We start from the raw sequence: 19,183 nt of genomic DNA, 5'->3' as shown, positions 1-19,183 counted from the left end.
ACGTTTTAGTGATGCGGTTAAGCAAAAAGACTAAAAAGGGTAGTTTATACCTATGTTGTAAACCGCATTAGAAAAGTTGTAATCTTTAAACCAACGGTTGCTTTCTTCATAAACAGGGTTATAGGTTTTAAAACCTATATCAAAACGAAAAACAAAAAAGCTAAAGTCATATCTAAGTCCAAAACCAGAACCTACAGCAATGTCTTTTAAAGAGCTTAGTTTAGTGAAAGTTGCTTTTTCATCTTCTACATCATCAAGAACATTCCAAATGTTTCCGGCATCAACAAATATGGCTCCATTTAAGTTTTCAAAAATATTAAAGCGTTGTTCTACATTAAAAGCAAGTTTTAAGTTAGCTTCGTTAAATTCATTAGAAGATTCTAAACTACCTGGGCCTAAGCGGTAGGCAGTCCACGCTCTGTTATCATTAGGGCCACCAGCAAAGAAACTTTTAGAAAATGGTATGTTGGTAGAATTTCCGTAAGGAATGGCTATACCAAAAAAGCTTCTAATTGCAAGTACGTTTTTGTCTCCTAAATCCCAGTGTTTAGTATATTCTAACTCGGTTTTTGCATATTGAGAGAAGGCTACATTGAATATTTCATAGCGGTCATTATCATCTTTTTTAAGTCCTAAAAGTTTAGAGGTGTTTGCTAGAAGGTTGCCTGCAAATTCTATTTTAAACCTAAAAATTGAAAAGTTTTCATCAAACAAATTTGTTCTTCCATCGTTGGTAAAACTAAAGCTAGAAGATAAAATAAGGTTATCTTCTGTTAGTCGTTCTTTTCTTTCATCAATACTGTTTATAGTGCTTAATTGGTCTTCTGAAATTTCATCTGGGGTAGGATCTGAGAGTGCATAATCTATAAAAGCATTAGCTCCATCTGGTTTAGATAAGTCTTCTGTGGTATAATTAACATCTTGGGCTATTTCATTTAAAGAACTGTATGAAGTAGAATAAACATCAAAATAATTATCAATGTTAAGATTTCTAACATACTGAGCGTTGAATAAGTCTAAGCTATTGGTTTTTTTGCTATTAGGGAGCCAATTGTAATTGATGGTGCCACTAAATGTTTGTTTGTCTAACCCTATATTTGTTTGTCCTGTGGTTGCTAAACTAATTTTAGTGTTAGGAGACATATGTTTAGGTATAATGCGCTCTGTGTAAAAAGGAGATAGCAATCTAGGAATGGTGAGTTTAACATCAACTCCTATTTCATTGATGTCGAAAAATGGGTCGTCTGGATTATTTTTTTCTTTAGAAGCACCAATAGAAGCTATTGCCGAAACTTGTAAGGTTTCGGCACCTCTAAAAATGTTTCTAATTTGTAAACTTGGGTTAACTGAAAACCCAACGGTTTGAATGTTGCTAGTAGAAACATCGGTACCTAAGCTTAAGCTGAACTTTTTTAAAGGTGAAAGTTTAATAGTGCTAGAAAGTGAATTATCTAAATTCTCAGAATATTCAATATTTGGATATTTAAAGGTGCGCAATAGGTTTAAATGTCTGTATGTTAATGTGCGGTCTTTATCTCTAAAAATATCTCCTGGTGTTATAAAAATAGCATCTGTTAAAGCTCTGGGTTTATAACGCATTTTTCCGTAGCTATATAAATTGTACCCACCAAACCTTATAGAGTCTTTAAAAGGTTGATTACGCTTTTCAAAGGAGTAATCTGTAATAATATTAACCTCTCTAATATCGTAAATATTGAAAGGCACTCTTTTTATAGAATCTTGTGTTGTAATGGCTCTATTTTGAATTTTTATTCCAACATTAACCTTTTTATTAGTACCTACTGTATCAATTTCAAAAGTTACATAATCTTGATTAAAATGATAGAACCCAGTATTTCTTAACTCATTAGAAATTCGTTCTCGTTCTTGTTCAAAGTTTGCCGTTCTGTATTGTTCATTTGGTTTTATTAAACTATTTTTTTTGAATGTTTGATATATGGAGTCAACCAGTTTAGATTTAACGTCATATTTAATAGAATCTATTATAAATGGTTTTCCTGTATCAATGTTATACTTTACTTGAGCTCTTTTGTTATTATTCTTTTCTACATTGTAAGTAGTATTTACATTAAACCAACCATTGTTTATGTGGTAATCTTGAAAATGCCTAACAGATTTTTCTATTTTTTCATCATTTAAAATAACAGGTGCTTCTCCTGTTTTTTTTAACCAATTATTAAACCCAATAGAAGATTCTTTTAAATTATCAATCTGTTTTTTAGAAAGTTTTCTTGTTAAACGCTCTCTGCGATTTGGCTTTTTATCTAACCAAACTTCAAACAAAGAATCTCTGTTTTTTCTAGCTAAATTGTAAATATGAAGTCTTAACGGTATGCCTAAAATTTTCCTGTTTGGGTGTTGAGCAATTAAGTTATTTATAGTTTCGGTATTTTCTTTTTTACCATTAATTATTACTGTATTATCTGTTAGTAGATGTTCGTTTTCTGCTACTCTTTTGGTAGTTTCACACCCCATAAAACAATCTATAATTAATAAAAAAACTAATATTTTAGAAAGAAATTTTTTCAAATCAAATTACAATTATTTATGTTGCGATTTTAATAATTAATAAAAATACTGTATGCAATACTGGCTCAAAAATACACTATTTCGTTTGTTTAAATTTTTTTGATTTCTGAATTTTCAAAAAAAATGAATATATCCTGTATTTACATGAATTTTAATTAATTTAAAATAAAGAAAATTCACAGTCTTTTTTTGTTTTATTTAAATATTTTGATTCTTAGATAATCATAACATATATTTTCTTTTCTTTATAAAAAAATGAAACTATTGTAGGCATATGCTATCTAAAAACCAGATAAAATTAATAACGAGCTTAAAGCAAAAAAAATATAGACAGCAACATGGTTTATTTGTTGTTGAAGGGGTTAAAACAATAAATGAACTGCTGCAATCTAATTTAAAACTTCATGTTTTATATACGACAGAGACGTTCAATATTGATGCCAAAAATGAAATTTTAATAACAGAAATAGAATTAAAAAAAATTAGTTTTTTAAAAACCCCTAATAAAGCATTAGCAATTTTTAAAATTCCTAAACCAAAACCCATTGATGAAAGCCAGTTAATTATAGCTTTAGATGATGTTAGAGACCCAGGTAATTTGGGTACAATTATTAGATTGTGTGATTGGTTTGGTGTTAAAGATTTAGTTTGTAGTAAAGAAACGGTAGATTGTTTTAACCCAAAGGTAATACAAGCAACTATGGGGTCTATTACTAGAGTGAACATAAATTATGTTAATTTAATTGATTTTTTAAATGAATCTAAACTAACTTCTTTTGGAGCTTTTATGGATGGAAATAATGTATATGAAACCCAACTGCCAGATAGTGGTGTTTTAATAATGGGAAATGAGGCAAATGGAATATCTAAAGCTATTAAAAGTATTATTAAAAAGAAAATTTCTATACCAAAATTTGGAGATATTCAAGAAACAGAAAGCTTAAATGTGGCTACTGCTACAGCTGTTTTGTTGAGTGAGTTTAAAAGAAGAACTTAATTGTTTTGTGTTTATAATGTAATAATAAACGTTATTGAAATGTGAAATTAACAAATACACCTCTTGTTTTCATACTGTTAATATTACTTGTCCAAGGGCTATTTGGGTCTTCATCTTTAACAAGCTCGTCGTTAATTCCAAATACGCCGCGTATTGAAGGTGTAAATTTAAAATTATACAAGTATAAATCTATACCAAACCCCAACTCATAGAAAAACGAATTTTTTGTGGTTCTAAATTGCCCGTTACTATTATCTTCAGGGTTATCTTCGTTACTAGACAGGTTTAAAGCCGTTGAAAATCCGCCTACAATAAAAGGTTTAAAGTTATTAATACGCTTAGTTGAAACCTTTAAAAGCAACGGTATGTGAATGTATGTAGATTTAACTTCTCTAGTTAAATCATTTGCAGAGGGAGTTGTGGTAGTAAAATGACTTTGAGCATAATACAATTCTCTGCTAGTGATAAATAAACCAGGTTCTAAGCGTAAATCTAAAAAGCTATTAATACGTAAATTTCCAATTAGCCCTACGTTAAATCCGGGGTTTCTTTTTACATAAATATCACGTAAATCTTCATTATAATCAAAGTTGAAATCATATTGGCTAAAGCCTAAAAAATAGCCCCAGCGCAATAAATTATTGTCTGTAGAACCTCTACCTTGATTGGCATCATAGGTTACTTTTTCTTTTTTAAATAACTGAGCATTAGTGGTTTGTAATGCAAATACAAGTAGTGTTAATGCAAAAAACTGCTTCATATTTATTGCTTAGACGATTTATAAATTGTTGCAACACCAAAGGTTTGCGGAAAATCTTCAACATTTATAAACCCAATATTACGTAAAATATTGTTTAAAGCTTCACCATAAGGAAAAACAGATGCAGATTCACTTAAATATTTATAAGCATTTCGGTCTTTAGAAAATATTTTTCCAATTAGCGGCAAAATATTTTTAGAATAAAAGTTATAACCTTGTTTATAAGGTGTTTTTGTAGGAACAGAAGTTTCTAAAATAACAAAAGTGCCTTTTGGTTTTAACACCCGTAGAATTTCTCTTAAACCGTTTTCTAGATTTTCAAAATTTCTAACACCAAAAGCTACGGTTATTGCATCAAACGTATTGTCTTCAAAAGGCATATTTTCACTATCACCCAAAACCATTTCTATTTTGTTTGCTAGCCCTTTTTTAGTAACTTTTTCTTTACCAATTTCTAGCATACCACTGCTAATATCTAATCCAACAATTTTAGAAGCATCAGTTTCGGCTAAATTAATAGCTAAATCACCAGTGCCAGTGGCAATATCAAGTATAGACTCTGGGTTTGTTGCTTTAACAAGTTTAACAACTTTTTTGCGCCATTTAATATCTATTCCAAAAGAAATTACACGGTTTAAACCATCGTAATCACCAGAAATGTTATCAAACATTTTAGTTACTTGTTCTTTCTTTCCTAAATTGCTGTTTTTGTAGGGTTTTATTTTTGACAAACCAATTATTTTTGGTCAAAGATAATCTTTTATAAGATTTATTCTAATGTGATTTTATTAAGCATAATAAAAAATATATAATTATTGTTTAAAACTCATATAAGTATTACATAAACTAGAACATATGTTGATTTTATCGAATTAATTTTAAACGAACATATGAATTATACTATCTTTGTTCTACTTTTTATGATTAATCAGAAATGAAAATAATAATTGCTGGAGCTGGTGAAGTTGGATTTCATTTGGCAAAGTTGTTGTCATACGAATCTCAAGAAATTACTTTAATTGATACCAATAAAAAAAGCTTAGCTTACGCCGATGCTCATTTAGATATTAGAGTAGTAAAAGGAGACGCTACTTCTATAGCTATTTTAAAAGAAGCACGTATTGGTAATGCCGATTTATTTATTGCAGTTACATCTAGTGAAACAACAAATATTACAGCTTGTGTTTTAGCTAAACAACTAGGAGCTGGAAAAACTATAGCTAGAATTGCTAATACAGAATTTATTCACCTTAAAGATGAGGTAGGATTTACCAAATTTGGAATAGATGAACTTATTTCTCCAGAGGCTTTAGCCGCTGCAGAAATTGAACTGTCATTAAAGCAATCGTCTTTTAATGAAAATTACGAGTTTGAAAAAGGCGCTTTAACTATGGCAGGTTTAACACTTTCTAGAACGGCATCTTTTGTTGGGAAAACAGTAAAAGAAGCTGCCGAAATTTTTCCAGAAATTCACTTTGTTCCTATTGCTATTCAACGTTTTGGTACACAATATACCATAATACCTAGAGGAGATACAGAGTTTAGACGTGGAGATAATGTAGTTTTTATTACTTCTGAAGGTGGTGCCGATGAACTTTGCAGGCTAACAGGCAAACACAATAGGGAAATTAAGAATGTTATGATTCTTGGTGGAACCAAAATAGCATTTAAAACAGCAAGAGATTTAAGTGAAAAGGGTATTAATGTTAAACTTTTTGAAGGTAACAGAGATAGAGCTTTTGATGTTGCTGAAGAACTTACAAAAGTTTTGGTAATAAATAGCGACGGACGTAACGTAGATATGCTTGATGAGGAAAATATTAGTGATATGGATGCTTTTATAGCGGTAGGTCCAAACTCAGAAACCAACATCATGTCTTGCTTGGTAGCCAAATCTAAAGAGGTTAAAAAAACCATAGCTTTGGTTGAAAATATGGATTATTTTGATCTCTCACACTCTATTGGTATAGACACACTTATTAATAAAAAATTATTAGCAGCAAATAATATTTTTAGGTATATACGTAGAGGAGAAGTGGTTGCCATGACCAAACTAAGTAACCTTAATGCAGAATTATTAGAGTTTGAGGTTAAAAAAACATCAGCAGTTTGTAATAAAGCTATTAAATCTATAGATTTTCCTAGAACAGCCATTATTGGAGGTGTAATAAGAAACGGAGTAGGTATGATAGCCTTAGGTAGCTTTGTAATTCAAGAAGGAGATAGAGTGGTAGTATGCTGTTTACTAAAATCTATTAAACGGGTTGAAAAATTATTCCTTTAGACACATCTAATGAAACTTAACTACAAAATCATTTTTCATTTTTTAGGCCTGCTAATGTTATTTAATGGCGGTTTTATGCTATTGTCTTCATTAATAAGCCTAATTTATAAAGATGGTGTAACGCTACAAATATCTTTGGCAGGTATTTTAACACTGCTGATAGGAGTTGTTAGTATGTTGTTTACCAAAAACCACAAAAAAGAGATAAATAAAAGAGAAGGCTATATAGTAGTAACTTTTGGGTGGATTGTTATGTCTTTAACTGGTGCTTTACCCTATATTTTCACACAAAGTATTCCTGAGTTTTCTAGTGCTTTTTTTGAAACCATGTCTGGTTATACCACTACAGGAGCTTCTATTTTAAATGATATTGAAGCAGTTCCTAAAGGCGTATTATTTTGGAGAAGTATGACTCATTGGATTGGTGGTATGGGAATTATTGTTTTAGCAATAGCCATTTTACCATTACTAGGTATTGGTGGCATGCAACTTTTTGCTGCCGAAGCCCCAGGACCAAGTGGCGATAAACTGCATCCCAGAATTACAGATACAGCTAAACGTTTATGGCTCATTTATTTTGGGTATACTGCTGCCGAAACTATTCTGTTAAAAGTAGCTGGTATGTCATTTTTCGATGCTATTAATCACGCCCTATGTACACTTTCAACTGGTGGTTTCTCAACTAAAAACGCTAGTGTAGCCTATTGGAATGACCAACCAGTTATTCAGTACATTATTATAGTGTTTATGTTTTTAGCAGGAACCAATTTTGTATTGAGCTATTTTGCGTTTAAAGGTAAAGTGCAAAAAATAATTCAGGACGAAGAGTTTAAACTCTACTTTAAGTTTATTGCAGTTTTTACCATTATAGCAGCAGTTATTATTTATTTTAGAGCAGATTTAAGCGCCTCTTCAATAGAGCATCCTATGGTTTTAGGAGCTGGCGAAAGTGCTTTTAGACATGCCCTTTTTCAGGTCTTAGCCATTATTACTACAACTGGTTTTGTAACCGCAGATTATACCCTTTGGACTCCCTTTTTAGTGGTGTTCTTTTTTGGACTTATGTTTTTAGGCGGGTCTGCAGGTAGTACCTCTGGTGGAGTAAAAGTAGTACGCCATTTAATTCTTATAAAAAATGGTTTTTTAGAATTTAAACGCACCTTACATCCCAATGCCATAGTACCAGTTAGGTATAATAAAAAGGCTATAAACAGGTTTATTGTATTTAACATTTTAGCATTTTTCATTCTATACATGTTGTTTTTTATTACGGGTAGTTTGGTGTTTTCAATGTTTGGTATTGACTTTGAATCTTCCGTAGGTTTATCTGCTTCAACTTTGGGTAATGTAGGACCTGCATTAGGAGATTTTGGTCCAGTAAATAATTATGCGGCACTACCAGATTTAGCAAAATGGTGGGCTTCCTTTTTAATGCTTATTGGGCGTTTAGAACTCTTTACGGTACTCATTTTATTTACACCTTTCTTCTGGCGAAACCGTTAAACAACTTTTAAGATTTTATTTTTTTGGGCGTTCCCTGTTTTTAATTAAAAACAGGTCGGGCTTTCCGTTATATCTTTTTTTCGTGCCTCAAAAAAGGATGCCACTACAATCCCTAACGCAGCTACTTGCTGTGGGTGTTTACAAAATGTAACATTTTGGTTTGGTTTGCTACTAATATTTATACTTACTTAAATTTTAAAATTATGGGAGGTGAAGGTTCTGCTATGGCAGCAACTACTTCGTTAAAAAACAACCGAAGTATGTTAAATAAAAGAGCAGGTAAATCTGTTCTAAAAGGAAGCTACGCTTATACCCAAATAAAAAAATTTCCTAAAGCAACAGAAAGTCAAATTTTAGCTATTCAAAGAAAAATACAGTTAGAAAATAAACTTTTAATAAGAAAGCAAATTTTTGTTTTTGTAGTATTAATTATAGTAATATTAATAGGATACAATTATCTATAATTAAAAAAGCCACTTAAAAAAAGTGGCTTTTAATAAATATGGTTTGTTTGTACTATTCTTCTAGCTAACAGCTTCCTTAATACGTTTAATAGCTTCAGTAATTTGTTCGGTAGAAGCAGCATAAGAAATTCTAATACAATCAGGATTACCAAAGGCTTCACCAGTTACGGTTGCAACAAGAGCTTCTTCTAATAAGTATAAAGAAAAATCTGTTGCGTTATTTATTTTTTTACCACGTAAGGTTTTTCCAAAGAAATAAGTTACATCTGGAAATACGTAAAATGCACCATCAGGTACATTAGACTTAAATCCTTCAATATCATTTAATAAATCTAAAATTAAATCTCTACGTTCTTTAAATTCATTCACCATATATTGCACGCGTTCAGGAGATTCATTACAAGCTGTAATTACTGCACGTTGAGCAATACAGTTAGCGCCACTAGTAGCTTGTCCTTGTAACTTATTACACGCACGTGCTATTTTTTCTGGAGCACCAATATAACCAATACGCCATCCAGTCATAGCAAATGCTTTAGATACACCATTTACGGTAATGGTTCTATCATACATTTCTTCAAATTCAGCAATACTTGTATGTCCTTTTCCGTAGTTAATGTGTTCATAAATCTCATCAGAAACTACGTAAATATCTGGGTGTTTTGCAAAAACATCAACCAAAGCTTGTAGCTCTTCTTTGCTATAAACAGAACCGCTTGGGTTACATGGAGAACTAAACCACATCATTTTGGTTTTTGGTGTAATAGCTGCTTCTAATTGTTCAGCAGTCATTTTAAAGTCTGTTTCAATAGACGTTTTAACTTCTACAGGAACGCCCCCAAATAATTTAACAATATCAGAATAGCTTACCCAATACGGACACGGTAAAATAACTTCATCCCCATCATTAAGCATAACTCCAGCTACGTTAAATAAAGCTTGTTTAGCACCAGTAGATACAACAATTTGAGATGGGTTGTATGTTAAATTATTATCGCGTTTAAATTTAGTAATGATAGCTTCTTTTAAATCTGCATAACCATCAACAGGTGTATATGAGTTGTAATTATCATTAATAGCCTTTATAGCAGCGTCTTTAATGAAATCTGGTGTGTTAAAGTCTGGTTCTCCAAGACTTAAACCAATAATATCTTTTCCTTCTCCTCTAAGTTCTCTAGCTTTAGCAGCCATGGCTAAAGTTGCAGATGTTGACATGTTTAAAATTCTGTCAGATAGTAAGCTCATTTTAGTTAATTATTTATAAGGTAAATTATATGTTTTTAGGCTAAACTAGGTTTTTTTCCTAGCTCTTTTAATTGATTGTAATGTTCTGCAACTGCTTTCCAAAACGTTTTGTATTCGTTATAAGGTAAGCTAAATTCTTGGGCAGTTTCTTTAACAATTTTTGCAATTTTTTTGTAATGAATATGGCTAATATTAGCAAATAAATGATGTTCTACTTGCCTGTTTAACCCACCAGTGTAAAATCCTACTAACCAACTTTTAGGTGAAAAATTAGATGTGGTAAATAATTGGTGAATTGCCCATGTATTTTTCATGTTTCCATTTTCATCAGGAAGAGGCATATCTGTGTTAGGCATAACGTGTGCTAATTGAAAAATAACACTTAAAATGATACCTGCGGTATAGTGCATAATAAGAAAACCAATTAGCACTTTCCACCAAGGGAAGCCTAATGCAAGAGGTAAAACAATCCACACTGCATAATAAACAATTTTTCCTATAATTAATTTGGTCCATTGTGTAGCTGGGTTAGGAAATTTACCATAGGCTAATTTTCTTTTTAGGTAATTGTAAGTTTGGGTAAAGTCTGTTGTAATAGCCCAATTAACTGTTAATAAACCATATAAAAAGAAAGCGTAATATCTTTGGTATTCATGTATTTTAAACCATTTAGCATGTTTTGAAAATCTAATAATTCTACCAGCGTCAATATCTTCATCATGGCCTTGAATATTAGTATATGTATGGTGTAAAACATTATGCTGAACTTTCCAGTTGTAATCATTTCCAGCTAAAATGTAAATACTACTACCCATTAATTTGTTAACCCATTTTTTACTAGAAAATGAGCCGTGGTTTGCATCGTGCATAACGTTCATACCAACACCGGCCATTCCAATACCAACTACAACCATTAATAATGCTTGAGACCAACCGGGTAAGTCTCTAATTGTTAAAATTAAAACCACTGGAGTAATAAATAAAGCGAACATAAAAAAGGCTTTAGTATATAATTTCCAGTTACCTGTTCTTTTAATATTGTTTTCTTTAAAGTAATTGTTAACTCTTTTATTTAAGGTTCTAAAAAATTTTGCAGAATCTGTTCTAGAAAAAGAAAGTGCTTGTTTTGTCATACTATTAATTTAGTTTTTGTAAAATTTCTCTATTTATGGTTTAAACTTTACAACGCGCAAAGATAGGTATAAACCAATATAAACTATAACGTTTTTTTGTAAAAATATGCATATAAAAAACATATTTTTGTTGAAAATTTAACAGAATGGAACTCATATTAAAATATTTTTCAAATCTTACTGATGACCAAATTTCAAAATTTGAAAAGTTGGAAGACCTTTATCAAGATTGGAATTTGAAAATAAATGTGGTGTCTAGAAAAGATATTGATGAACTTTATTTGCGTCATGTATTACATTCTTTAGCCATCTCAAAACTGATAACTTTTAAACCAGGTACTAAAATAATGGATGTAGGTACTGGCGGAGGCTTTCCTGGAATCCCTTTGGCTATTATGTTTCCTGAGTGTTCATTTCATTTAGTTGATAGTATTGCTAAAAAGTTAAAAGTTGTTAATGAGGTTGTAGATGGTTTGGGCTTAACTAATGTAAAGACAACTCATAGTAGAGTAGAAGCTATTAATGATACTTATGATTTTATTGTAAGTAGGGCTGTGGCTGCAATGCCAACTTTTGTACATTGGATAAAAGGTAAAATTGCTAAAAAACAAAGAAACGATTTAAAAAATGGCATTCTGTATTTAAAAGGAGGTGATTTAACAGAAGAGCTAAAAAATTATACAACGGCAACTATTTATAATTTATCAGATTTTTACTCTGAAGATTTCTTTGAAACCAAAAAGTTAGTGCATCTTCCTCAAAAATTTAAAATCTAATTTTGTAACAATTTTTCTAGTTCTTTAATATTGTTTACAAAGTAATAATAATGGCTTTGATACCAGTAGGTGTTTTCATATAAATCTGGAAAAGCTATTTTGTTTTCTGGGTTTATAATTTCTTTAGCTTTTATAAAATGAACTTTAGAATTGGCTAAATCTCCCATTTTATAATAGGTTAAAGCTAATCCTAAATGTGCATCAAAATCTAATGGGTCTAATTTTAAAGCATTAGAAAAATCATTAATAGCTTTCTGAAATTTTCCTAAAAGTAAAAAGGAAGCGCCTCTGTAAAAATGAGCAAAGGTGTTATAGCTATTATACCGTAAAGATTTTGTTAAGTCTTCATTTGCTCTATCGTAATAATTTATATCCATAAAAAATACTCCGCGATTATAATAGGTGTTGGCATCTGGACTAATCATGATGGCTAAAGTATAATCTGCAAGTGCTTTTTTGTGGTTTTCAAGTGCTTTGTATGATGAAGCTCTAAGTAAATACGCTTTTAAAAAATTAGGGTTGGCTTTTAATATTTTATCAAAATCTTGAATAGCTCCTTTAAAATCTTCTAAGTCGTATTTTACGCAAGCTAAACTATAAAGAGCATCAATAAAGTTTGGATCTAGTTCATAAGCTTTTGCGTAATCATTTTTAGCTCCAACTAAATCTTTTAAACTATATCTAGAATTACCTCTATTAAAGTAACTGTCGGCATCGGGTTTTTTTAAAATTATTTTAGAATAATCTACAATTGCACCACTATAATCACCTAAATCATTTTTTGTTAGTGCTCTTAAAAAATAAGAATCTAAATGGTTAGGGTCTTCATCTATGGCCTGATTAAGCAATTTTATCTTTTCATTTAAGTCTATGGTTCTAAGTGCTTTTCTGTAAAACTTGTTAGCTTGACCAAATGAAAGGATTGGTAGTAGAGTTACTAATAAGATAAGTAATTGTTTTTTCATAAGCACTATTGCATCAAATAATATGCCATTTATTATGTAATAAAGTTAGCATTATTTTTTATTTAAAATGAAAGTTGAATGAAAACTAATTTATTTTTTTAAGATGCTTTTCTCTAGTACATTTATTGTTATTTTAAACGCATATCAATATATTAAGTAACCTTAGAGGTATTGTTAGTTTTAATGAATTTTTTCATTATTGAAGTTAGCTTACAAATTTCTAAAATTCAAAATACAAAAAAGCCTCCACTTGTGTGAAGGCTTAAAATTTTATGATTAAATGGATTAAAGTTTAGCAAATAACTTTTCCATTTTTGCTTTTTCTTCTTCAGCTAAAACAGGGTCTACTAAAATTCTACCACTGTGTTCATCTGTAATCACTTTTTTTCTAGAAGCAATTTCAACTTGTACTTGTGGCGGAATGGTAAAGAAAGAACCACCAGAAGCACCTCTTTCAATTGGTACAACTGCTAATCCGTTTTTTACACTATTTCTAATTCTGTCATAAGCAGCAACAAGGCGTTCTTCAATTTGTCCTTTATAGCTTTCAGACTTTTCAATTAAAGCTTGTTCTTCTTTTTCGGTTTCTGCTAAAATTGCGTCTAATTCACCTTTTTTGTGTTTCAAATGCGTTTCGCGTTCTTTTAAACGCTCTTTAGTTTCAGCAATAACTTCTTTTTTCTGTTCAATTTGAACTTTAAATTCTTTAATATGCTTTTCAGCTAGTTCAATTTCTAATTCTTGAAATTCAATTTCTTTGGTAAGTGAGTTGTATTCTCTGTTATTTCTAACATTTTTTTGTTGTTCACCGTACTTTTTAATTAAAGCTTTAGATTCTTCAATTAGATTTTTCTTAGAGTTGATATCGTTATCAATTACTTCTAAGCTAGCAACAAGTTTTTCTAATCTAATGTTTAATCCGGCAACTTCATCTTCTAAATCGCGAACTTCTAAAGGAAGTTCTCCACGTACATTTCTAATTTCGTCTATACGAGAATCTATGAGTTGTAAATCGTATAAAGCTCTTAAGCGCTCTTCTACAGTTACTTCTTTCTTTTTAGCCATACTTTAAAAATACTTAACAGGATTGGTATTGGTGTTTGATAAAACGACTGCAAAATTAGTAATTTTTTTTGTAAGATACGTTACTAAAAGGTTTTTTGTGTATTGTTCACTTTCATAATGTCCAATATCTGTTAAAAGAATGTTGTTTTCTGCCATAAAAAAGTCGTGATACTTAAAATCTGCCGACACAAAAGCATCTGCCCCAGAGGCTTTTGCTGCATTAATAGCAAAACTTCCTGAGCCACCTAAAACCGCCACTTTTTTAATGGGTTTGTTTAAAAATGAGGAGTGCCTAATACAACCTGTTTTCATTTTAGATTTTAATAAGGTTAAAAAATTGGTTTCAGAGATAGGTTTTTCTAACTCACCCATCATGCCCATACCAATAGTTTGGTTTTTATTTTCTATAGTAACCACCTCATAAGCTACTTCTTCATAACTATGTGTGTTTAATAAGGTTTTAATGATTTTTGACTCTAAATGTTTAGCAAATATTACAGAGACTTGTGTTTCTTCTTCTTGATGCGTTTTTCCTTTTTCACCAAGCGTAGGGTTAGAGTATTCATTGCCTTGATAGGTACCAATACCATTAGTGTTAAAACTGCAATTACTATAGTTGCCAATATGACCTGCGCCAGCTTTAAATAGAGCGTTTCTTAATTGTTCTGCTTCATTTTTAGGAACATAAGTTGTTAGCTTTTTAATAGTTGCAGCTTGTGGAATTAGTATTTTTTTATTTACTAAACCTAGTTGGTTGCAAATCATATCATTTACTCCTTGTAAAGCATTGTCTAAGGCTGTATGAATGGCATAAATAGCAATATTGTGTTTTATGGCTTTTAAAACAACACGTTCTACATATGTTTTTCCTGTTATTTTTGTTAAACCTTTAAAAATAATAGGGTGGAAGCTCACAATTAAGTTGCAGTTTTTTTCAATGGCCTCATCAACAACGGTTTCCAATGTGTCTAAAGTAACTAATATGCCTGTTAATTTTTTGTTTTTATCACCAACTAAAAGGCCAACATTGTCAAAATCTTCAGCGTAAGCTAAAGGTGCTAATTCTTCTAAATGATTAATAACATCTTGAATAATCATAATATTTTCATGATTTGATTATTAAACAAATATAAAATATTTACTTTGCTGTAATGAAAATTATTAGATACATCTTTTTTCCTATTGTACCTATTTATTACATGGTAACTAGTTTAAGGAATAAACTATATGATAGGGGTATTAAAAAATCTGTTTCGTACACGTTTCCCGTAATTTGTGTTGGAAACTTAAGTGTTGGTGGTACAGGCAAAACACCAATGATTGAGTATTTAATTAACTTATTAAAAAATGATTATAAGATTGCTACACTAAGTAGAGGGTATAAGAGAAAGACTGATGGATTTCAATTGGCAAATACAACTGCTAATGCCGATACTATTGGTGATGAGCCTTTTCAGTTTTATTATAAATTTAAAGATGACATTCTTGTAGCTGTTGATGCTGATAGAAATAATGGTATTAAAAATTTAATTTCTTCTGAAGTTGCTCCTGAAATAATTTTGTTAGATGATGCGTTTCAACATAGAAAAGTAAAAGCTGGTTTTAATATTTTACTTACTACTTATAAAAACCCTTATTTTAATGATTTTGTATTACCAACAGGTAATTTACGCGAACCTAGAATTGGAGCAGAACGAGCCAATATAATTGTTGTAACCAAATGTCCTGATAATTTAAGTGAAACCGAAAAGCATAATGTTTTAAAAAAGATTAAGCCAAAGAAACATCAACAGGTATTTTTTAGTTCTATTAGTTATTCTGATAAGGTTTTTTCTGAAAGTAACACTATTGAGTTGAGCAGTTTAAAACAATTTACTTTGCTTACTGGTATTGCTAATGCTAACCCTTTAGTAAATTATTTAAAAAATATAGGTTTAAATTTTAAGCATTTAAATTTTAGTGATCATCATAATTTCACGCAAAATGAAGTTGAAGATTTAACTAAAGAAGCGCTTATAATTACTACCGAAAAAGATTTTATGCGATTAAAAGAATATCCATCTTTACAAAACAAAGTGTATTATTTGCCAATAAAAACAACCATTGAAAATGAAGAGGTGTTTAATAATTTGGTAAAAGATTTTGTAAAAATTAAGCTGTAGCAGATTGATCTTCTTTAGATACTAAGGCATTATAAAGTTTTTTCTCAAACTCTTCTTGTTTAAATGGTTTTGGAATTATATCTGTAAATCCAGCTTCTTCAAACTCATGCATTTTGTCTTCAATAGTAACAGCTGTTAAGGCAAAAATGGTTAGTTCTTTATCAAAAGTTCTTACAATTTTAGTAGCTTCAATACCGCTAATTCCTGGCATGTGTATATCCATTAAAATAACATTGTAGTTGTTGTTTTTAATCATATCTACCGCATCTGTACCATTATCAATGATATCACATTTGAGATTCATTTTTGTAAGAATCTTTTTAGTTATCATTTGGTTTATTTTGTTGTCTTCAACCACTAAAATTTTAACATTAGTTAAATCTAATGCATCATTATCTTTATCAAAATAAGAAGGTTTAGTTTCGTTAGCTTCTTCTTCTTTAATAGCGGTAAATTCTAAGGGAATGTCAAAGAAAAATGTGGTTCCTTTTCCTAATTCACTTTTAACATGAATTTCTCCTTTTAAAATATCAATTAACCCTTTTACAATAGAAAGACCTAAACCTGTACCACCATATTTTCGGTTAATTTGAATTGAGCCTTGAGAGAAACTCTCAAACATTTTATCTTGTTTTTCTTGGCTAATACCAATACCATTATCTTCAACCTCAAACCTAAGAGTGTACATTTTGTCTTTTATTTCCATTTGATACACTCTAATCCAAATATCACCATCTTTGGTGAATTTTATGGAGTTACCTATAAGGTTTATAAGAATTTGAGATATCTTTATTTGGTCTGCAATAAAGTTTTCTGGTAGTTTTTTATCATATTCAAAATGAATATTAACATTGTTATCTTCTGCAGAATTATTTAGTGCTAGAATAATATTGTCTATCTTTTTCTTAAGGTTGAAAGGTTCTGGCTCTAAATCAACTTTATTGGCTTCAATTTTATTTATTTGAAGAATGTCATTTATAAAAGTTAATAAATAATCTCCTGAGAATTTTAGTGATTTTAAATGTTGAATTTGAGATGGTTTGGGATCTTCTTCTAATAGCATATTACTTAAACCTGTAACAGCATAAAGCGGTGTACGTAGTTCATGTGTTACTGTAGAAAGGAAATTTGCTTTAGTTTTAGAGGCTAATTCTGCTTTTTCTTTTGCAATAATAAGTTCTCCATTTTTCTTATGAAGCATATTATTGGTTTTTAACCTAATGTTATTGTTTTTGTATAATGATAAGGTTAAAAGCGATAAAATAGTAATAAGAGCCACACTTAAAATTGATATTAGAGTTCTTACACCATCATCTTCTTTTTCTTCTTTGGCCTGGGCTTCTAATTCTTTAATTCTATCGTTGCTTTCGTTTAATAAGTATTGGGTTTCTTGTTCTTTACTAGAGCTTACTCTTGTTAAATTTCGTATAGAATCTGATAATTTTATGTAATTACTTAGGTAGTCTCTAGAAAGCTTATAGTTACCTATGTTGTTATATAAATCACTAGTAATAATATAGGCGTCATTTAAAATAGCTGTAAAATTGTTGTCTTTGGCAATTTGTAACCCTTCGTTAGCAAGATCAATAGCTTTTTGGTTATCTCCTAGTTTGTCATAAACTAAAGCGTGGTTTAAAAGCCCTTCACTTAGGGTTTTTAATAAGCCCGTTTTTTTAGCTTGAGCTGTTGCTTGCTCTAAAATGGCTCTTGCTTTTTTGTAGTTTTTTAATAGCATAAAGGTTTTACCTTCTAAAAGTAGTGTTTTGGCAATACCTTCATCTAAGCCTTCTTGTTCAAAAAGGTTTTTAGCAGATTTAAAATAATCTGAAGCTTGGTAATAATCTCCTTTACTAATATAAACTTCACCTAAAATTTTATATGAGTTGGCTAAATTTGCATCGTCTTTATTTTCGCGCTGAATTTTGATAGCTTTATTTAATGATTGAAGCGCATTATCATTTTCTTTAATAATAAGTTGAAGTTTTCCTTTTATAGCATAAATAATTCCAATGCTCTTTTTGTTATCTGCATCTTCAGCTAGTTTAAGAGCTTCATCAAGATTTCTTTGAGCATCAAAATAGTCGAAATTTTCCAACTTAATTTGAGCTTGTTCAATACGATGATTAATGTTGTTTTGTTGAATTTCAGGGTCGTCATTAATGGTCTTTTGAGACCAAACAACAACGCTAAATAACATTGTTAAACCGAATATATATTGCTTAATTTGGGACATATTATTTCAATATTACCGACAAATATAATTATTTTATCGACAAAACACACTTTTTTTCCGATATATTGCATAATAAGTCAATTATTCGTGTAGAATAACCAGTTTCATTATCATACCAACCTATAATTTTAACCATATTACCAATAACCGATGTCATTTGAGAATCGAATATGCAAGAATGTTTATTCCCTATAATATCTATTGAAACTATAGGGTCTTCGGTATATTCTAAAATACCTTTATAACTATTTTCGGAAGCGCTTTTAAAAGCATTATTAATATCTGCAATAGTAACAGAATCTTTTACATTAAAAGTAATATCTGTTAAAGAGCCATTTATAACAGGAACTCTAATACCACAACCACCAATTACACTTGATAGTTCTGGGAAAATTTTAGTTAATGCTTTTGCAGCACCTGTTGTTGTTGGAACTATAGATTGTCCTGCAGCTCTAGAACGACGTAAATCTCTATGAGGTTGATCATGTAAACTTTGATCTGTAGTATATGAATGCACCGTTGTTATGTATGCTTCATTTATACCACAAAATTTATTAATAACATCAAACATAGGTGCTGCATTGTTGGTGGTACATGATGCGTTAGAAACAATACGTTCTGTACCGTCTAAAATGTGGTCATTTACTCCTAAAACAATGGTTTTTATATCATCATCAAGAGGTGGCACACTTAAAATTACTTGTTTAGCACCATTTTTTAAATGGTATTCTAAGTCTGTTGTAGTTTTAAATTTTCCGGTAGATTCAATTACAAAATCAACATTATAGGGTGTCCAGTCAATGTCTTTTGGATGTTTTTTGTTTAATAACGGAATTGTATTTTCATTTACAATGAAATTATTTTCATTTGAAGAAATAGTACCGTTAAAAAGGCCATGAACACTATCGTATTTAAGAAGATGGCTTAAAGTTTTGGCATCTGCTAAATCATTAATAGCAACTACTTTGATGTTTTTATAATCTTGAAGTAATTTAAAAACGCGTCTGCCTATTCTTCCAAAACCGTTTATAGCAACAGTAATCATT

At 30.3% G+C, this 19,183-nt stretch carries 16 protein-coding genes; 6 read left to right on the top strand and 10 right to left on the bottom strand.

What is annotated here, in order from left to right; translation table 11 throughout:
• Positions 1–30 precede the first annotated feature (30 nt).
• Positions 31–2,550, bottom strand: coding sequence for a BamA/TamA family outer membrane protein (locus J1D01_RS04795; protein ID WP_421150011.1), 2,520 nt, complete (start codon positions 2,548–2,550; stop codon positions 31–33).
• Between the two features lie 274 nt (positions 2,551–2,824).
• Between J1D01_RS04795 and J1D01_RS04790 the strand changes: the two genes are divergently transcribed.
• Positions 2,825–3,547, top strand: a complete 723-nt coding sequence (locus tag J1D01_RS04790) for a TrmH family RNA methyltransferase (RefSeq protein ID WP_421150010.1) — start codon at positions 2,825–2,827, stop codon at positions 3,545–3,547.
• 31 nt (positions 3,548–3,578) lie between these two features.
• On the opposite strand, the gene J1D01_RS04785 is transcribed toward J1D01_RS04790, so the two are convergent.
• Both J1D01_RS04785 and ubiE read right to left on the bottom strand, forming a co-directional pair.
• A complete protein-coding gene (locus tag J1D01_RS04785) occupies positions 3,579–4,307 on the bottom strand; it encodes a porin family protein (protein ID WP_372937870.1) in 729 nt (242 codons plus the stop codon).
• Between the two features lie 2 nt (positions 4,308–4,309).
• Positions 4,310–5,038 (bottom strand): bifunctional demethylmenaquinone methyltransferase/2-methoxy-6-polyprenyl-1,4-benzoquinol methylase UbiE, encoded by a 729-nt coding sequence (gene ubiE / locus J1D01_RS04780; RefSeq protein WP_421150009.1) that lies wholly within the window; start codon positions 5,036–5,038, stop codon positions 4,310–4,312.
• Between the two features lie 203 nt (positions 5,039–5,241).
• Between ubiE and trkA the strand changes: the two genes are divergently transcribed.
• The 3 genes from trkA to J1D01_RS04765 all read left to right on the top strand — a co-directional run bounded on the left by trkA (position 5,242) and on the right by J1D01_RS04765 (position 8,558).
• A complete protein-coding gene (gene trkA, locus J1D01_RS04775) occupies positions 5,242–6,591 on the top strand; it encodes a Trk system potassium transporter TrkA (protein WP_372937868.1) in 1,350 nt (449 codons plus the stop codon).
• Positions 6,592–6,600: 9 nt separating this feature from the next.
• Positions 6,601–8,094: a TrkH family potassium uptake protein gene (locus J1D01_RS04770; RefSeq protein ID WP_372937867.1), complete on the top strand. Its 1,494-nt coding sequence runs from the start codon at positions 6,601–6,603 to the stop codon at positions 8,092–8,094.
• Positions 8,095–8,297: 203 nt separating this feature from the next.
• A complete protein-coding gene (locus J1D01_RS04765; protein WP_421150008.1) occupies positions 8,298–8,558 on the top strand; it encodes a hypothetical protein in 261 nt (86 codons plus the stop codon).
• 60 nt (positions 8,559–8,618) lie between these two features.
• Here J1D01_RS04765 and J1D01_RS04760 read toward each other — a convergent pair whose 3' ends face one another.
• Together J1D01_RS04760 and J1D01_RS04755 are read right to left on the bottom strand one after the other, a co-directional pair.
• Positions 8,619–9,803: a pyridoxal phosphate-dependent aminotransferase gene (locus J1D01_RS04760; RefSeq protein ID WP_421150007.1), complete on the bottom strand. Its 1,185-nt coding sequence runs from the start codon at positions 9,801–9,803 to the stop codon at positions 8,619–8,621.
• Positions 9,804–9,838: 35 nt separating this feature from the next.
• Positions 9,839–10,936, bottom strand: a complete 1,098-nt coding sequence (locus tag J1D01_RS04755) for a fatty acid desaturase family protein (RefSeq protein ID WP_372938741.1) — start codon at positions 10,934–10,936, stop codon at positions 9,839–9,841.
• A 146-nt stretch (positions 10,937–11,082) separates the two neighbouring features.
• Here J1D01_RS04755 and rsmG point away from each other — a divergent pair, with 146 nt between their 5' ends.
• The gene (rsmG, locus tag J1D01_RS04750) at positions 11,083–11,712 is read left to right on the top strand and encodes a 16S rRNA (guanine(527)-N(7))-methyltransferase RsmG (protein ID WP_372938742.1); all 630 of its coding nucleotides are present in this window, start codon (positions 11,083–11,085) and stop codon (positions 11,710–11,712) included.
• Here the strand turns inward: rsmG and J1D01_RS04745 are convergent.
• The 3 genes from J1D01_RS04745 to J1D01_RS04735 all read right to left on the bottom strand — a co-directional run bounded on the left by J1D01_RS04745 (position 11,709) and on the right by J1D01_RS04735 (position 14,840).
• The gene (locus J1D01_RS04745; RefSeq protein ID WP_421150006.1) at positions 11,709–12,677 is read right to left on the bottom strand and encodes a tetratricopeptide repeat protein; all 969 of its coding nucleotides are present in this window, start codon (positions 12,675–12,677) and stop codon (positions 11,709–11,711) included. The two genes, rsmG and J1D01_RS04745, sit on opposite strands and share 4 nt — an antisense overlap.
• 285 nt (positions 12,678–12,962) lie before the next feature.
• Positions 12,963–13,742 carry a zinc ribbon domain-containing protein gene (locus tag J1D01_RS04740; protein ID WP_421150005.1) on the bottom strand — a complete coding sequence of 260 codons (780 nt, stop codon included), beginning with the start codon at positions 13,740–13,742 and terminating at the stop codon, positions 12,963–12,965.
• 3 nt (positions 13,743–13,745) lie between these two features.
• Positions 13,746–14,840, bottom strand: a complete 1,095-nt coding sequence (locus J1D01_RS04735) for a Nif3-like dinuclear metal center hexameric protein (protein ID WP_421150004.1) — start codon at positions 14,838–14,840, stop codon at positions 13,746–13,748.
• Positions 14,841–14,893: 53 nt separating this feature from the next.
• On the opposite strand from J1D01_RS04735, the gene lpxK reads away from it, so the two are divergent.
• On the top strand, positions 14,894–15,904 hold the full coding sequence (lpxK, locus tag J1D01_RS04730; RefSeq protein ID WP_421150003.1) for a tetraacyldisaccharide 4'-kinase: 1,011 nt from the start codon (positions 14,894–14,896) through the stop codon (positions 15,902–15,904).
• On the opposite strand, the gene J1D01_RS04725 is transcribed toward lpxK, so the two are convergent.
• Together J1D01_RS04725 and gap are read right to left on the bottom strand one after the other, a co-directional pair.
• Complete coding sequence (locus J1D01_RS04725) at positions 15,894–18,101, bottom strand: ATP-binding protein (protein ID WP_372937035.1); 2,208 nt, start codon at positions 18,099–18,101, stop codon at positions 15,894–15,896. The genes lpxK and J1D01_RS04725 overlap by 11 nt on opposite strands.
• Positions 18,102–18,165: 64 nt before the next feature.
• Complete coding sequence (gap, locus tag J1D01_RS04720) at positions 18,166–19,182, bottom strand: type I glyceraldehyde-3-phosphate dehydrogenase (protein ID WP_421150002.1); 1,017 nt, start codon at positions 19,180–19,182, stop codon at positions 18,166–18,168.
• Between the last annotated feature and the right edge of the window lies 1 nt (position 19,183).

It is taken from the genome of Seonamhaeicola sp. NFXS20 (assembly GCF_049132085.1).
Classification (GTDB): domain Bacteria; phylum Bacteroidota; class Bacteroidia; order Flavobacteriales; family Flavobacteriaceae; genus Seonamhaeicola.
Note: the sequence above shows the minus strand (reverse complement) of the source record. Positions and strands in the feature narration are given on the sequence as shown.

Bases quoted from the DNA above. Each gene is read 5' to 3' on its own strand.
- J1D01_RS04790 (WP_421150010.1), top strand. From the start codon at position 2,825: ATGCTATCTAAAAACCAGATAAAATTAATAACGAGCTTAAAGCAAAAA.
- J1D01_RS04785 (WP_372937870.1), bottom strand. From the start codon at position 4,307: ATGAAGCAGTTTTTTGCATTAACACTACTTGTATTTGCATTACAAACC.
- trkA (WP_372937868.1), top strand. From the start codon at position 5,242: ATGAAAATAATAATTGCTGGAGCTGGTGAAGTTGGATTTCATTTGGCA.
- J1D01_RS04770 (WP_372937867.1), top strand. From the start codon at position 6,601: ATGAAACTTAACTACAAAATCATTTTTCATTTTTTAGGCCTGCTAATG.
- J1D01_RS04765 (WP_421150008.1), top strand. From the start codon at position 8,298: ATGGGAGGTGAAGGTTCTGCTATGGCAGCAACTACTTCGTTAAAAAAC.
- J1D01_RS04760 (WP_421150007.1), bottom strand. From the start codon at position 9,803: ATGAGCTTACTATCTGACAGAATTTTAAACATGTCAACATCTGCAACT.
- J1D01_RS04755 (WP_372938741.1), bottom strand. From the start codon at position 10,936: ATGACAAAACAAGCACTTTCTTTTTCTAGAACAGATTCTGCAAAATTT.
- rsmG (WP_372938742.1), top strand. From the start codon at position 11,083: ATGGAACTCATATTAAAATATTTTTCAAATCTTACTGATGACCAAATT.
- J1D01_RS04745 (WP_421150006.1), bottom strand. From the start codon at position 12,677: ATGAAAAAACAATTACTTATCTTATTAGTAACTCTACTACCAATCCTT.
- J1D01_RS04740 (WP_421150005.1), bottom strand. From the start codon at position 13,742: ATGGCTAAAAAGAAAGAAGTAACTGTAGAAGAGCGCTTAAGAGCTTTA.
- J1D01_RS04735 (WP_421150004.1), bottom strand. From the start codon at position 14,840: ATGATTATTCAAGATGTTATTAATCATTTAGAAGAATTAGCACCTTTA.
- lpxK (WP_421150003.1), top strand. From the start codon at position 14,894: ATGAAAATTATTAGATACATCTTTTTTCCTATTGTACCTATTTATTAC.
- J1D01_RS04725 (WP_372937035.1), bottom strand. From the start codon at position 18,101: ATGTTATTTAGCGTTGTTGTTTGGTCTCAAAAGACCATTAATGACGAC.
- gap (WP_421150002.1), bottom strand. From the start codon at position 19,182: ATGATTACTGTTGCTATAAACGGTTTTGGAAGAATAGGCAGACGCGTT.